This window comes from Thalassospira sp. SN3W (assembly GCF_038070535.1).
Taxonomy (GTDB): domain Bacteria; phylum Pseudomonadota; class Alphaproteobacteria; order Rhodospirillales; family Thalassospiraceae; genus Thalassospira; species Thalassospira xiamenensis.
This window is the reverse complement of the sequence record NZ_CP121124.1, coordinates 1172399-1185399: the sequence shown is the minus strand read 5'-3', so window position 1 is coordinate 1185399 and position 13001 is coordinate 1172399. Positions and strand designations below refer to the sequence as shown.

Below are 13001 nucleotides of genomic sequence, written 5' to 3'. Positions count from 1 at the left end.
GCCATCGCAGAAATGCGGTGGCCTTTTGTCATGTCGGTTTGCCTTTTATGGTCTCGGGGCTTGTCAAAACGGTTCTAAACCGCCACCCTTTCGCTATCGCAGCAACGAGGTCGGCATGAACGAATTAAGTCCCGCGAAACGCGTTTTAATGGTTTTCAATTCTGCCACCGGTCAACCCGGTCGGGTTGGGGCTGTTTTGCGCCGGTATGGGTACGAGTTCGATATTCGCCGTCCGGGTGAAGGCGACGCGTTGCCAAGTGATATGTCAGGCTACCATCTGGCGATTGTGTTTGGCGGTCCGATGAGTGCCAATGACGACCATGAGGCTAATGTTGCAAAGATCATGGAATGGCTGCCCCATGTCGTGAACAGCAACGCGATGTATCTGGGCATTTGCCTTGGTGCGCAATTGATGGCGTGCCATTTGGGGGCCAAAGTCACCTCGCGTGCCGATGGCATGACTGAAATCGGTTATTATCCGATCGAGGCGACCGAGGCCGGGCGTGAATTGTTCCCCGATGAAATGATGGTTTATCATTGGCACAGCGAGGGGTTCGAGCTTCCCGAGAGGGCCGAGTTGGTGGCCCGTGGCTCGGTTTTCCCCAATCAGGCCTATCACGTTGATAACCGGATCTGGGGTATTCAGTTCCATCCCGAGGTCGATGACGAAACGCATGAACGCTGGCTTGCGAAATCCGCGGAAAAGACTGAACGCCCGAATGGTCAGAACCCTGATCAGCAACGTGCCGGACGGGCCAGATATGATGCGGCATTCGGGGCGTGGTTTGAAAGTTTTGCGACCCGCGTTCTGATCGACGAGCGGGTTATTGTTGATGCCAACCTTGGCGTTTGCAGCGTTTAGCGTGTGGCCTGATGACAGGTCATCAGGCTTCCTGTGTCGCGCGTTCCCTGACTTGTTCCTGCCACCAGATGATGATTGAGTCCTCGTCAAAGGGCAGGGTTTGAGCATAGCCACCGTGGAAGTCCTGCCAGGCGGCGTCATATTCATCGCGAACCCCGACCAGTACCGGAATTCCCAAATCCATTGCCTTTGATATTACGTCGCGCAATCCGCGCCCGTCGGCTTCGCTGCGTCCAAACCGACCGATGATCAGGATATCGGGGGCATGATCCAGATCGCCTTCAAGCTGTTCGGACAGGGTTGCCAGTGCATCGCCATCCAGCTTGCAGCCGCGCGCCAGTGACCCGCGGTTTTTGGTGATCGGCATTTCATGTCCGGTGCCAAGATTGCGGACATACACCAGCGTTCCGCAATCACGGTCCGCGCGGCGTTTCTGCACATAGCCCGCGACGCGCAGCCCCTTGGCAACGACGTGATTTGCCAGACGATCCAGCAGATCGTCGATAGCGTCTTTGGGAAGAAAGGGGATACCAGCCAGCATTTATCTAGCCCCGGTTGCCATGTGGCAAAACGCCGGTGTCGCCAAATATCGTCAAAGTCATAGCCCGTCCTTCGCGCGGATTTCGGCGTGATCGCCACACAGATGCGATCACGCCGGATAATCGGTTACTGCCACTCGGGAACACCCGACATGTCAGGCAGATGATGCGCGATCCCTTTGTGACAGTCGATACATGTCTTTTCGCCGGTGAACAAAAATTTCTCGTGCGCTTCGACGGCACGGGGGCTTTGGCGGGTGATGTCCATTGATTCAGCGGAATGGCAGTTGCGGCATTCCAGCGAATTGTTGGCTTTCAGGCGGGCCCATTCGTGCTGGGCCAGTTCAAGACGCTTTTCAACAAACTTGTCGCGTGTGCTGATGGTGCCGAAAATCTTGCCCCAGACTTCCTTGGATGCCTGCATTTTACGGGCAATCTTGTCAGTCCATTCATGCGGCACGTGACAATCCGGACAGGTGGCGCGCACACCGGACCGGTTGGAATAGTGGATGGTTGATTTAAGTTCGGCAAAAACGTTGTCCCGCATTTCATGACATGAAATGCAGAACTTTTCAGTGTTGGTTGCTTCAAGAGCGGTGTTGAACCCGCCCCAGAAGATAACACCAGCAACGAAGCCGCCCAGCGTCAAAAAGGCGAGGCTGAAATGCACACTTGGTGAATTCAGGACCTTCCAATAGCGTTTCAGAAGATCGAACATTGGCAATCTCCCTATTCCGCGATCCGCGTGCTATTGTTGGGCAGCAATGCATCAATATCGACAAAGCTGTTGCCGACCAGCGGCTCGACCTGACGTTGTGACACATGGCACTGCGTGCAGAAATAGCGCCGTGGGCTGACCGCGGCCAAAAACTGACCGTCCCGATCCATGAAATGGGTGATCGAAACCATCGGTGCGCCGCTTTCGCCGGTGCGCGAACGCGCATGACATGACAGGCATTTATTGGCGTTTTTATCGATCTGATATCCTTCGATATCGTGCGGGATGGTTGGCGGCTGTTCGGGATAATTGCGCGGGCGTTTCTGGTCCGTATCCTCGAAGTTGCTGATCCGTGGTGCCGCGCTCTCCTGATCGGGGGCGGTACTGCGCAGGGTGGTGATCGGTTCGGCGGCATATGCCGCGCCAGCAATTGCAATAATCGCCAGCGCCATGAGCCATTTCGGGGTCATTTTCATGGTTTCCTCCCTCACACCTTTTCCAGACGGACGGCGCATTTTTTGAAGTCCGTCTGTTTGGACATCGGGTCGGTGGCGTCCAGCGTGACCTTGTTGATCAGCTGGCTTGCATCGAACCACGGCACAAAGATCAGGCCACGCGGCGGTTTGTTACGGCCGCGTGTTTCAACGCGGGTGCGCATTTCACCCCGTCTTGAAATCACCCGGACCTCGTCGCCGCGTCGCATGCCCATTTCGGCGGCATCGTCGGGATGGATGAAGCAAAGTGCGTCCGGGAACGCCCGGTAAAGTTCGGGTACCCGTTCGGTCATCGAACCGGAGTGCCAGTGTTCCAGCACACGTCCGGTACACAGCCAATAGGGATATTCTTCATCCGGGCTTTCGGCAGGCGGCTCATACGGCAGGGCAAAGATGCGTGCCTTGCCATCCTTGTGGCCGTAAAATTCGACCCCAGCCCCTGGCGTGACATAGGGATCGTAACCTTCACGGTAACGCCACAGGGTTTCCTTGCCGTCCACAACGGGCCAGCGCAGGCCGCGTACTTCGTGGTATCTGTCGAACGGGGCAAGGTCGTGACCATGGCCGCGGCCAAAGGTGGCGTATTCTTCGAACAGGCCCTTCTGGACGTAGAAACCGAAATGCTTGGCTTCGACGTTGTTGTAGTCCGGTGCGGTATCTTCGAGCGGGAATTTATTGACCTGTCCATTCTGGAACAGCACGTCAAACATGGTTTTGCCACGCAGTTCCGGTGCCTTGGCCAGAAGGTCTTCGGGCCAGACTTCCTCGATCTTGAAGCGTTTGGAGAATTCCATCAATTGCCACAGATCGGATTTGGCTTCGCCCGGCGCGTCGACCAGCTGATGCCACATATGCGTGCGGCGTTCGGCATTGCCATAACAGCCTTCTTTTTCGACCCACATCGCAGTCGGCAGGATCAGGTCGGCGGCCTCGCAGGTGACGGTCGGATAGACGTCGGAAACGGCAATGAAGTTTTCCGGGTTGCGGTAACCGGGCCAGCCTTCCTCGTTCATGTTGGCGCCAGCCTGCATGTTGTTATTGCACTGGACCCAGTACGCGTTGAGCTTGCCGTCCTTGAGCATCCGGTTCTGAAGCACGGCATGGTAGCCGACCTTGTCGGGAATTGTGCCTTCGGGCAGTTTCCAGATTTCTTCGGCGTGTTTGCGGTGTTCGGGATTGGTCACCACCAGATCGGCGGGCAGGCGATGGGAAAACGTGCCGACTTCGCGTGCGGTACCACAGGCAGAGGGCTGCCCGGTCAGCGAGAAGGGTGAATTGCCCGGTTCGGCGATTTTACCGGTCAGAAGATGGATGTTGTAGCAAAGGTTGTTGGCCCAAACCCCACGGGTATGCTGGTTAAAGCCCATGGTCCAGAAAGACGTGACCTTGATTTTCGGATCGGCATAAAGTTCGGCCAGAGCTTCGAGGCGCTCCTTGGGAACGCCGGTCATTTCATGGACCTTATCAAGGGTGTATTCCGAGACGAATTCGGCGAACTCGTCAAATGTCATGTCGGTCGAGCCACCGGCATCCGATGCATTTTGGGCCGATTGTTCGCGCGGATCTTCGGGGCGCAGGCCATAACCGATATCGATGTTACCGCGGCGGAAGATCGTGTGTTTGTTGACAAAATCGGTATTGACCCGGTCGGTCTGGATGATGTGATTGGCGATATAGTTCAGGATCGCCAGGTCGGTCTGCGGCTTGAACACCATCGGGATATCGGCAAGGTCAAAACAGCGATGTTCATATGTTGAAAGAACCGCGACCTTGACATGCGGGGCCGACAGGCGACGATCAGTGACACGCGTCCAAAGGATCGGGTGCATTTCCGCCATGTTCGATCCCCACAGCACAAACGCATCGGCGGCTTCCATGTCGTCATAGCACCCCATCGGTTCGTCCATGCCAAATGTGCGCATGAAACCGACAACGGCGGACGCCATGCAATGACGTGCATTGGGGTCAAGGTTGTTGGATCGGAAACCGGCCTTCATCAGTTTGGAGGCGGCATATCCTTCCCAGACCGTCCATTGGCCGGACCCGAACATCCCGACGGAAGTCGGACCTTTTGCCTTGAGTGCGGCTTTCCATTTTTCGGCCATCACGTCAAAGGCCTCGTCCCACGAGACGGGCGTGAAATCGCCGTTCTTGTCATAGACACCGTTCTTTTTACGCAGCAACGGCTGTGTCAGGCGGTCCTGGCCATACATGATCTTTGACAGGAAGTAGCCTTTGACGCAGTTCAGGCCACGGTTAACCGGGGACAGGACATCGCCATGGGTGGCAACCACATGGTTGTCCTTGGTCGCGACCATGACCGAACAGCCGGTGCCGCAGAACCGGCAGGGGGCCTTTGACCATTTGAGTTGGGTGTGTTCCGAATCAGTCACCAGATTTTGTGCCGCAGCAGGCAAACTGATGCCAGCAGCCGCGGCGGCAACGGCGGCGGCTTTTGCTTTCAGGGCATCGCGACGGGATATCTTTGCCTTGAACATTGTTAATTTCCTCGAGCCAAAGGTCAGACGGATTATTGGTTGTTATTGGGCGTTTTCATTGTGATGGAAGACCAGGTTAACCCCCAGAACACCAGGGATGTCGCCGATCTCTTTCATGCCGTCTGCGAGCTGTCGGTCGCTTGCGGCTTCCATCACGACAACGATCTTTCCGGACGGGTCATCGGCACTGATTTCAGTGTCGGGCATGTTCAGAAGGGCTGCCTTGATTGCTGTCATATTTTCAGGGCGAGACTGAATGATCATGCTGGAGATCACGCCGACTTTGTCATCCATGGGCTATCTCCGTGGCGGGTTTGATTGAAATGGCATCAACCGGGCATGCGCTAAAACAGGCACCACAGCCGGTACAAAGATCGTCGTCGATCAATACGCGGGCGCGACCGCCCAATTGCGGAATGATGCGGATCGCGCTTTCCGGGCAGACATCACCGCAGGAACGGCAATAGACACCGTTTTCGGCAAAGCATTTGCTGCTGACAGAAACGTCAAGATGCCAAGGGGCGGGAGCCGAACGATCAAAAACCGGTTCGTTACAGGCATCCGCACAGGCGTCACAGAAGGTGCATTCGCCTTTTGCGAAGTCGATTTCCGGGTGTCCGTCCGGACCGGCCTTGATGATGTTTTCCGGGCATGCGGGAATGCAGTCACCACACGCGGTGCAGTGATCTTCGAACCCCCATGACCAAGGAGGCCGGATGATATTTGGCGTGTGCGTTTCCCCCGTTTCTGCGGGCAAACCGCGCAGACCGGAAAAGAAAGCACGCCTACTGGTAAGTTTCGGTGCAGATGACATGGCGACGTTCCCCGATATTACATCGGTGGTCCAGGAGGCCCGGCAAACATCTGATAAATCCAGATTGAAAATCCAAGCCCGCCGACCAGCGCAACCGCCAGTACCGGGGCCAGGACAACAGCCAGCAAAACGAAGCAGCGCAATTCAGTTTTGCGCCGTGTGCCGGAATCCATCGTTTGAATATCTGTCATCGGTTCCCTCTCTTTTCAGGCTGGAAACCGTTTCTTTCGCACTTTGTATCCCCTGCGAAAGCCGGTGTTCTCTTGTGAATTACTTTGAGTACCCACAAGCAACGTAGGGGCTATGCACAGGGCATTCAACCATGAATAATTTAAAGTTTAGAGTTATTAGATTATAAGTATTCTAAAGAAGGCGGTGAGGGTGCAGGATGCTTGGCATATTAATTGTTGGTGTTAGAAGCGGTCGATCACAGTAACGCCGGTGCTGACGAAATTATCCATATTCATCAAGGCCGTTGCGCCCTCGGCCAGGGTGACTCGATCCCTGATCAGTTTTTGTGGCGCGAGTTTGCCGGTCATGATCATGTCGATCATCGCGTCATAGCGAAATGCCTGCATGCCGTGGCTACCAAGGATTTCAAGTTCGTGGGCAACCACGCGGTCCATCGGAACGCGAGCATGGGCATGGTCGCCGGTCATAAGGCCGATCTGGATGTGCTTGCCACGTTTGCGCAAACATGACACCGAATTGAAACTGGTGATCGCACTGCCAAGGGCATCGACGGATACATGCGCCCCGCCGCCTGACAGGTCCTTGATCGCGGACGGAATGTCATCACAGGTTTTGGCGTTAAGGATATCGATCGCGCCCAGTTCACGGGCAAGGTCAAGCTTGGCATCGTCGATATCAACCGCGATCACGCGCGCACCAGCCGCTGCTGCGATCATGATGGCTGACAGCCCTACACCGCCGCAGCCGTGAACGGCCACGATTTGACCGGCATTGACTTTGCCCTGGTCAATCACGCCACGGAAACTGGTGGCGAAACGACAGCCAAGGCTGGCGGCGGTGGCGAAATCCATTTCATCGGGCAGGCGCACCAGATTGGTATCGGCATAGTCAATCGCGACATATTCGGCAAAGCTTCCCCAATGGGTAAAGCCCGGCTGGAACTGATGATCACAAACCTGGTGATTGCCGCTGTGGCATTCCGGGCAATGGCCGCAGCCCGAAACGAACGGGACCGTGACCCGGTCGCCGACTTTCCAGCGTTTGATATCCTTGCCAACCGCTTCGATGGTGCCGGCAAATTCATGGCCGGGAACGTGGGGCAGTTTCACATCGGAATCATGGCCCATCCAGCCGTGCCAGTCGCTTCGGCACAGCCCGGTCGCCCCAACCTTGATGACAACACCGCCATTTTCCGGTGTCGGATCGTCCAATTTCCTGACTTCAATTGGGCCCTGATATTCGGTGAAAAAGGCAGCGCGCATGATCGTTCCCCGGTTCGGTTGGAAAGACTTTGATCAAGTATTGTCGGGTTCATCCCCGCGATGCAAGCGCGTAACTTTTGGTACGCCTACACCCGGTTTTGGTTGTGGCTTTGGCGGCTGATACCGGCCCCACGGGGATTTATCCATATTGGTTTCACCCGCGCGTCCCCATGGTCCACGGCCCGCACGTTTCATCCGTTCACGGCGTGCCGCACGTTCGGCCTCGTATGCCGCGGCCCACGGCGGTGGTGAGGCATTGGTTGCATTGCTTTTGCGACCTGGCCGGTAAACACCGAAAACCGGGACCTGTTTGGGGCCGCCCTGCCAAAGCGGGATATAGCGATATTTAAAGAACGGGATCAGCGCCAGACCGGCAAAGAAACCGGCAATATGGGCCAGAATGGCCACCCCCTGTTCGGCACCACTCGACAGATTGACGAACTGCATGCCGATCCAGAGACCAAGGACGGCAACCGCCGGAACATAAAAGATAAAGACCCAGAAGAACCACACCAGAACCCGTGCCTTGGGATACAGAAGGAAATAGGCTCCCAATACCCCGGCCAGCGCCCCGGATGCGCCGATCATCGGAATTTGCGATGTGGTATCAAGCAAGCCATGGCCGAGTGCGGCGGCAATACCGCAAACAAGGTAAAACACCAGAAATCTGAAATGCCCCATGGCGTCTTCGACATTGTTGCCGAATACCCAAAGATACAGCATGTTGCCGCCGATATGCATCCAGCCGCCATGCATGAACATGGCGCTAAAGATCGACAGGAATTCAAAGCCCGGCGGAAAAACGGCAAGCTGCGGGGGTAATTGGGCATTGCCGAATAGAACCGCGGGAATGGCACCATATTGCAAATTGACCTGAAACTGGCTTTGCGGTGCAAGGGACATGGTTAACAGGAACACGACGACATTAACGGCGATCAGGCCATAGGTCACCCATGGGGTGATTGTCGTCGGGTTGTTATCCTTGATTGGCAGCATCGGCTATCGTCCGGTCCCGTGGCTTATCCAAATGGGCTGGGTGGTACTGCACAATCAGGCGACATGTGATCGTTCACAGGTTTCAAGTGTGTTGCGCAAATATGTCCCCAACTGGCGGAACTCCTTTTTACGGGCGGAACTGCGCCGCCAGACCAGTCCTATACGTCGAACCGGAACCGGATTCTGGAAAGGAAGGATGGCCAGAGAGTCGGGGCGGCGCGCCTCCACCTCCAGCGACATTTCCGGAAGCAGGGTGGAGCCGATCCCGGCCGATACCATCTGAACCAGCGTTGACAGGCTGTTGGCCTGGAAATCGGCAGATTTGCTCCAGCCGGCTTTCTGGCAGACTTCCAATGCCTGATCGCGCAGGCAGTGGCCGTCCTCAAGCAGCAGCAGCTTTTCATCCTTGATGTCGGTGATGTCGATTTTCTTTTTGCGCGTCAGCGGATTGTCCGGGCTGCAGGCAAAAACGAATCTGTCTTCGAACAGGTCCATTTCTTCGAGCCAGTTTTCCTCGATCGGCAGGGCAATCAATGCGATATCAAGTTTTCCGGCGGCCAGAAGTTCTATAAGCTTGGCTGTCTGATCTTCGCGCAGGAAGGGCTGCAATTTCGGGAAACCGGCCCTGAGGCGGTTGATGACATCAGGCAAAAGATAGGGGCCGATTGTCGGGATCACGCCAAAATTGATCGGACCTGAAAGGGGCTCGGTCGCTGACTGTGCCATCATGGTCAGTTCATCAACTTCCTGAAGAATATTTCGCGCCCGCGAGACAACTTCACGTCCAAGCGGCGTGATCAGGACCTGACGCTTGTTGCGTTCCACCAACTGGGCGCCAAGCAGGTTTTCAAGCTCGCTGATGGCAGCCGACAGGCTTGGTTGCGTGATAAAGCACGCTTCGGCAGCCCGGCCAAAATGGCCGGTTTCCGACAATGCGACCAGATATTTGAGCTGCTTTATGCTTGGTTGGGCAGCCATAAATTTTTCCTATCGAACATCGAAATTAATTCTATTGGTCTTAGTTAGTTCATTTAACTACAAATCGCCAGCAAGGAGTGCATTATTGCACTTGCGAACAAAATTTGTACGGCCTGTCGGGGGCCGTCTTTGGGATAAATTCAAACCAAGGTTAGGAGTAACCAATATGCTTACAGTTGGCGATACGCTTCCAGAATTCAATCTTACCGGCGTTTCGGGCAAAGGTCCGGACAGCTTCGCACCGGTTACCGACAAGTCCTATGAAGGCAAATGGAAGATCCTGTTCTTCTGGCCGAAAGACTTCACCTTTGTTTGCCCGACCGAAATCGTTGGTTACGGCGAACTGAACGGTGACTTCGAAGACCGCGATGCGGTTCTGCTTGGTTGCTCGACCGATACCGATTTCGTCCACGCTGCATGGCGTACCCACCATGAAGATCTGGGCGACAGCCCGTTCGTATGGCTGGCTGACGAGAAAAAAGAACTGTCGAACGCACTTGGTGTTCTGGCCAAAGGCGAAGGTGTTGCTTTGCGCGCGACCTTCATCATCGATCCGGACAACATCATCCGTCACGTTCAGGTTAACGACCTTTCGGTTGGTCGTAACCCGCAGGAAGCCCTGCGTATTCTTGACGCGCTGCAGACAGACGAACTCTGCCCGTGCAACTGGAACCAGGGTGAAGCAACCCTTTAAGGTTTTCCAGACCGATTTGGATCCGGGCTTTGGCCCGGATCCGCTTTCAGTCCATCGGTGAAATTAATCCACGTAACCGCAAGGCTTGCGGTGTGCACGATGGCTGCGGGCATTTTTCAGTTTTGAATTTCATTCTTCAGTCAAAAGGGGATGCTTCAATGTCTTCCATTTCCGAAATCAAAGACGTCATGCCGGACTATGCCAAGGATCTGAAGCTGAACCTTAGCAGTCTTGCCAACAATCCTGGTATGACCGATCAGCAGGTCTATGGCACAGCCCTTGCGTGTGCCTATGCATCGCGCAACGCAAAGCTTCTCAAAGCTGTTGCCGCCGAAGCCAAAACCAAGCTGAGCGACGAAGCGTTTCAGGCTGCCAAGGGTGCGGCGGCGATCATGGGGATGAACAATATCTATTATCGGTTCACACACCTTGTGTCCGAACCGGAATACGCCACCATGCCCGCGCGCCTGCGCATGAACATCATCGGCAAGCCAGGCATCGACAAAGCCGATTTCGAACTGTTTTCGCTTGCGGTTTCGGCGATCAATGGTTGCGGGATGTGCATCGACAGCCACGAGAAAGTTCTGAAAAACGCCGGAATCAAAAAAGAAACCGTTCAGAATGCGGTGCGCATTGCATCGGTGATACATGCGGTTGCGGTTGTTCTCGATGCCGAGGTTGCGTTGGCGGAATAAGCCAGGTGCACCAAACTATTCGAAAAGCCCCGCTGCATTGCACAGGCGGGGCTTATACATTGAGAGGCAGAAGGATTTGTTATGATCCTTCTGCCTCTTTTTCGTTTGATCAGGCCGCAACCGGTTCGATCTGACGAAGCAGCTTTTGACTGGCTTCGATGATCTGATCCGGCTGATCGAAATGCGGGATGTGGCCGCAGTCGGCAAGGATCATTTTGTTCGCAGTACCGCTGACCTTATCGCAAATAATGTGGACCTGCTCGTCGCTGCCGAACTGGTCGTCATTTCCCTGAATAACCAGTATAGGGCAGGTGATGTTGGGCAGTTCGTCAATCATCTGCCAGTCGCGAAATGCCGGTTGGCGCCACGTATCGACCCAGGCACGGAATACGTCATCGGTCTGGAAGAAATGATGGCGTTCGAGTTTTGATTTCCAATCCGTACTGGCATAGATCGATGCCGCTTCATTGATCCCGGCAATCGTGACGTCCTCGACAAAAACATGTGCGGCTTCACTGATGACGGCACGAACATTTTTTGGGAACCGGGCGGCATATTTAAGCGCGATAGTGGCCCCGTCACTGTGGCCAAACAGGATCGGGCGATCAAGGCCAAGTTCCCTGATCAGGCCATGGAGATAGATATCGGTTTCCGTGTTGTGGAAATCGATGGGCCGCGGGATATCGTCAGGGCCGTGCGGATCGGATTTTCCGTGACCGCGCCGTTCGTAAACAATCACCGGATGGCCGGTTGCCGTGGCGAGCTTTGCCGGGAAATCGCGCCACATGCGGATGGTCCCTAGTGCCTCGTGCAGAAACAGCATCGTTGGGGCATCCGGCCTGACATTGGTCGGGATGATCTGCTGACAGGACAGGCTGATGCCGTCCACGGTGACGTAGAAATTCTCGTTTTGCATGGCGCGTCCGATTTATCGGTAATTTAGTGCGTAAATGTTGAATTGGATAATGGACAAAAAAACGGGGCCCGGCAAGTACCGGACCCCGTCGAATTTTCCGTAACCGGAAAACCGGCTTATTTCAGCGCGGCACAGGCACGTTTGATACGTGCGCAGGCTTCGGTCAGTGCCTCGGTCGAGGTGGCATAGGAAATGCGGAAATACGGCGCAAGACCGAATGCCGAGCCCTGAACCGCGGCAACGCCTTCGGACTCAAGAAGGTAGGTCACGAAATCGGTATCGGTTTCGATGACTTTGCCATCCGGGGTTTTCTTGCCAATCGTGCCGGCACAGGACGGATAGACGTAAAACGCGCCTTCCGGCTTTTTGCAGGTCAGACCTTCGCATTCATTCATGGCCTTCACGACCAGATCGCGACGTTCCTTGAACACTTCGGCGCGTTCTTTCAGGAAGTCCTGCGGGCCGTTAAGGGCTTCGACCGATGCGGCCTGGCTGATCGAGGAGGTATGCGTGCTGGACTGCGATTGAACCTTGTTGATCGCCTTGATCAGTTCAACCGGGCCTGCGGCATAACCAAGACGCCAGCCGGTCATGGCATAGGATTTCGACACGCCGTTACAGGTGAGCGTACGCGATTTCAGTTTCGGTTCCACCTGTGCGATGGTGGTGAATTCGAAACCGTCATAGACGAGATGTTCATACATGTCGTCGGACATGACCCAGACATTTTCATGTTTGAGCAGAACATCGGCAATTGCGCGCAGTTCGGCGCGCGAATAAGCCGCACCGGTCGGGTTCGATGGCGAGTTCAGAACAACCCATTTGGTTTTCGGCGTGATCGCGGCTTCAAGTTCGCTTGCCGTGATTTTGAAGTCGTTTTCTTCCTGGCATTCGACGACAACCGGAACGCCTTCGGCCATCAGGGTCATGTCTGGATAGGACACCCAGTACGGTGCCGGAATAATGACTTCATCACCCGGGTTCAGCGTTGCAAACAGCGCGTTGAAAAGCGTCTGTTTACCGCCGCAACCGACGGTGATTTCGTCGATCGTGTATTCCAGGTCATTTTCACGTTTGAACTTCGCGACAATCGCCTTGCGCAATTCCGGAGTGCCAGCGACCGGAGTGTATTTGGTCTTGCCAGCATCAAGGGCTGCTTTGGCGGCGTCTTTGATGTTGTCGGGGGTATCGAAATCCGGCTCGCCTGCGCCAAGGCCGATCACATCAACGCCGGCAGCCTTGAGTTCAGCAGCCTTGGTGGTGACAGCAATGGTAGGAGAGGGTTTGATACGGCTCAAACGGTCGGCAATAAACGCCATTGGTCTGTTTCCCTGGAATGAAAT

Annotated in this window: 15 protein-coding genes; 3 read left to right on the top strand and 12 right to left on the bottom strand. The window is 55.2% G+C overall.

The annotated features are described in order from the left end of the window. Nucleotides 1-115: 115 nt before the first annotated feature. Complete coding sequence (locus tag P8T57_RS05240; RefSeq protein WP_341364811.1) at nucleotides 116-862, top strand: GMP synthase; 747 nt, start codon at nucleotides 116-118, stop codon at nucleotides 860-862. A 22-nt stretch (nucleotides 863-884) separates the two neighbouring features. Here the strand turns inward: P8T57_RS05240 and P8T57_RS05235 are convergent, their stop codons facing one another. The 10 genes from P8T57_RS05235 to P8T57_RS05190 all read right to left on the bottom strand — a co-directional run bounded on the left by P8T57_RS05235 (nucleotide 885) and on the right by P8T57_RS05190 (nucleotide 9353). Further along, on the bottom strand, nucleotides 885-1403 hold the full coding sequence (locus P8T57_RS05235; RefSeq protein WP_037987359.1) for a DUF2478 domain-containing protein: 519 nt from the start codon (nucleotides 1401-1403) through the stop codon (nucleotides 885-887). A 125-nt stretch (nucleotides 1404-1528) separates the two neighbouring features. Continuing rightward, nucleotides 1529-2119: a cytochrome c3 family protein gene (locus P8T57_RS05230; protein ID WP_007090079.1), complete on the bottom strand. Its 591-nt coding sequence runs from the start codon at nucleotides 2117-2119 to the stop codon at nucleotides 1529-1531. Between the two features lie 11 nt (nucleotides 2120-2130). After that, nucleotides 2131-2589, bottom strand: a complete 459-nt coding sequence (locus P8T57_RS05225) for a nitrate reductase cytochrome c-type subunit (protein ID WP_040061161.1) — start codon at nucleotides 2587-2589, stop codon at nucleotides 2131-2133. Nucleotides 2590-2606: 17 nt separating this feature from the next. Next, nucleotides 2607-5111: a periplasmic nitrate reductase subunit alpha gene (gene napA, locus P8T57_RS05220; protein WP_007090077.1), complete on the bottom strand. Its 2505-nt coding sequence runs from the start codon at nucleotides 5109-5111 to the stop codon at nucleotides 2607-2609. Nucleotides 5112-5153: 42 nt separating this feature from the next. Beyond that, a complete protein-coding gene (locus P8T57_RS05215) occupies nucleotides 5154-5405 on the bottom strand; it encodes a chaperone NapD (RefSeq protein WP_007090076.1) in 252 nt (83 codons plus the stop codon). Next, nucleotides 5398-5925 (bottom strand): ferredoxin-type protein NapF, encoded by a 528-nt coding sequence (napF, locus tag P8T57_RS05210; protein ID WP_341364810.1) that lies wholly within the window; start codon nucleotides 5923-5925, stop codon nucleotides 5398-5400. The genes P8T57_RS05215 and napF overlap by 8 nt, the downstream gene beginning before the upstream one ends. Before the next feature lie 17 nt (nucleotides 5926-5942). Next, nucleotides 5943-6116: a periplasmic nitrate reductase, NapE protein gene (napE, locus tag P8T57_RS05205; protein WP_007090074.1), complete on the bottom strand. Its 174-nt coding sequence runs from the start codon at nucleotides 6114-6116 to the stop codon at nucleotides 5943-5945. Nucleotides 6117-6338: 222 nt separating this feature from the next. Next, the gene (locus tag P8T57_RS05200; protein ID WP_341364809.1) at nucleotides 6339-7379 is read right to left on the bottom strand and encodes a zinc-dependent alcohol dehydrogenase family protein; all 1041 of its coding nucleotides are present in this window, start codon (nucleotides 7377-7379) and stop codon (nucleotides 6339-6341) included. Nucleotides 7380-7412: 33 nt separating this feature from the next. Next, nucleotides 7413-8375, bottom strand: coding sequence for a rhomboid family intramembrane serine protease (locus P8T57_RS05195; RefSeq protein ID WP_037987364.1), 963 nt, complete (start codon nucleotides 8373-8375; stop codon nucleotides 7413-7415). Between the two features lie 54 nt (nucleotides 8376-8429). Beyond that, nucleotides 8430-9353, bottom strand: coding sequence for a LysR substrate-binding domain-containing protein (locus tag P8T57_RS05190; protein ID WP_007090071.1), 924 nt, complete (start codon nucleotides 9351-9353; stop codon nucleotides 8430-8432). A 166-nt stretch (nucleotides 9354-9519) separates the two neighbouring features. Here P8T57_RS05190 and P8T57_RS05185 point away from each other — a divergent pair, with 166 nt between their 5' ends. Continuing rightward, a complete protein-coding gene (locus P8T57_RS05185; RefSeq protein ID WP_007090070.1) occupies nucleotides 9520-10047 on the top strand; it encodes a peroxiredoxin in 528 nt (175 codons plus the stop codon). 158 nt (nucleotides 10048-10205) lie between these two features. Continuing rightward, the gene (locus P8T57_RS05180; RefSeq protein WP_341364808.1) at nucleotides 10206-10742 is read left to right on the top strand and encodes a carboxymuconolactone decarboxylase family protein; all 537 of its coding nucleotides are present in this window, start codon (nucleotides 10206-10208) and stop codon (nucleotides 10740-10742) included. Between the two features lie 109 nt (nucleotides 10743-10851). Here P8T57_RS05180 and P8T57_RS05175 read toward each other — a convergent pair whose 3' ends face one another. Together P8T57_RS05175 and P8T57_RS05170 are read right to left on the bottom strand one after the other, a co-directional pair. Continuing rightward, entirely contained in the window at nucleotides 10852-11658 is an 807-nt protein-coding gene (locus P8T57_RS05175) for an alpha/beta hydrolase (protein ID WP_341364807.1), read from the bottom strand. Between the two features lie 116 nt (nucleotides 11659-11774). Continuing rightward, entirely contained in the window at nucleotides 11775-12977 is a 1203-nt protein-coding gene (locus tag P8T57_RS05170) for an aspartate transaminase (protein WP_110252760.1), read from the bottom strand. Nucleotides 12978-13001: the final 24 nt, after the last annotated feature.

Coding starts and splice junctions, on each gene's coding strand:
- P8T57_RS05240 (WP_341364811.1), top strand. CDS start 116: ATGAACGAATTAAGTCCCGCGAAACGCGTTTTAATGGTTTTCAATTCT.
- P8T57_RS05235 (WP_037987359.1), bottom strand. CDS start 1,403: ATGCTGGCTGGTATCCCCTTTCTTCCCAAAGACGCTATCGACGATCTG.
- P8T57_RS05230 (WP_007090079.1), bottom strand. CDS start 2,119: ATGTTCGATCTTCTGAAACGCTATTGGAAGGTCCTGAATTCACCAAGT.
- P8T57_RS05225 (WP_040061161.1), bottom strand. CDS start 2,589: ATGACCCCGAAATGGCTCATGGCGCTGGCGATTATTGCAATTGCTGGC.
- napA (WP_007090077.1), bottom strand. CDS start 5,111: ATGTTCAAGGCAAAGATATCCCGTCGCGATGCCCTGAAAGCAAAAGCC.
- P8T57_RS05215 (WP_007090076.1), bottom strand. CDS start 5,405: ATGGATGACAAAGTCGGCGTGATCTCCAGCATGATCATTCAGTCTCGC.
- napF (WP_341364810.1), bottom strand. CDS start 5,925: ATGTCATCTGCACCGAAACTTACCAGTAGGCGTGCTTTCTTTTCCGGT.
- napE (WP_007090074.1), bottom strand. CDS start 6,116: ATGACAGATATTCAAACGATGGATTCCGGCACACGGCGCAAAACTGAA.
- P8T57_RS05200 (WP_341364809.1), bottom strand. CDS start 7,379: ATGCGCGCTGCCTTTTTCACCGAATATCAGGGCCCAATTGAAGTCAGG.
- P8T57_RS05195 (WP_037987364.1), bottom strand. CDS start 8,375: ATGCTGCCAATCAAGGATAACAACCCGACGACAATCACCCCATGGGTG.
- P8T57_RS05190 (WP_007090071.1), bottom strand. CDS start 9,353: ATGGCTGCCCAACCAAGCATAAAGCAGCTCAAATATCTGGTCGCATTG.
- P8T57_RS05185 (WP_007090070.1), top strand. CDS start 9,520: ATGCTTACAGTTGGCGATACGCTTCCAGAATTCAATCTTACCGGCGTT.
- P8T57_RS05180 (WP_341364808.1), top strand. CDS start 10,206: ATGTCTTCCATTTCCGAAATCAAAGACGTCATGCCGGACTATGCCAAG.
- P8T57_RS05175 (WP_341364807.1), bottom strand. CDS start 11,658: ATGCAAAACGAGAATTTCTACGTCACCGTGGACGGCATCAGCCTGTCC.
- P8T57_RS05170 (WP_110252760.1), bottom strand. CDS start 12,977: ATGGCGTTTATTGCCGACCGTTTGAGCCGTATCAAACCCTCTCCTACC.